General features: G+C 48.1%; 1 protein-coding gene. It reads right to left on the bottom strand.

Annotated elements, in window-relative coordinates; genetic code table 11:
* Window positions 1-713: 4-hydroxyproline epimerase (locus tag R7Z77_RS25030; RefSeq protein WP_318137003.1), on the bottom strand; the 713-nt coding region annotated here is incomplete at its 3' end.
* Window positions 714-784 lie beyond the last annotated feature (71 nt).

Below are 784 nucleotides of genomic sequence, written 5' to 3' on the forward strand. Positions count from 1 at the left end.
CGAGCCGTTGCGCCGTCTTGCGTTGGTTTCCCTGTCCAAAGTACATGGGAAACGCCGCAAACCGTGGGATCATTTGGATGGATGCATTCCACTGCATTAGAAACGGCGGTGCGCACTTTGGGGGAGAGCATTAAAATCTCATCAGGGGAGTAGTGCTCGAGTCCCGCATAATTTTCTTGTGGATCAACAATGACGTAGTAGTTGCCGCCGTAAGCGACATCTACGGTGATTTCTCCCAAACCTTCGATTTCAACCGTGACATCTTGATGCGCAAGATAAGCTGGAACATTAAAAATCTTTACTGACGTGACCTTGTCACCTTTGGTTTGGTAGTGGACTTCTATTTGGCCGGCTGGCACGTCGAGGATCAAACGTCCTTCCTCTTTCGGCGTAATCAAACGATTTTCGATGGCGGTGGTCACGGTACCAATGGTGCCGTGTCCACACATAGGCAGGCAGCCGCTGGTTTCAATAAAAAGGATGGAAGCATCTGCATTGTCGCTGCAAGCCGGTAAAACAACGGAGCCCGACATCATTGAATGGCCACGCGGTTCAAACATCAGTGCTTGTCGAATCCAATCATAATGCTCTAAGAAATACTGACGCTTTTCACTCATCGTGTTGCCCTCAAGTGGTGGAACACCACCAGCCACCAATCTCACTGGGTTTCCGCAGGTATGGGCATCGATACAGAAAAAGGTTCCTTGTCTCATTTTTCTCTCCTTGCTGAAGAAATGGGTTGAATCGAACGAGCTTGATGTTATCGTAATGTAAAATATATTGT

This window comes from Vibrio sp. 1401 (assembly GCF_033340295.1).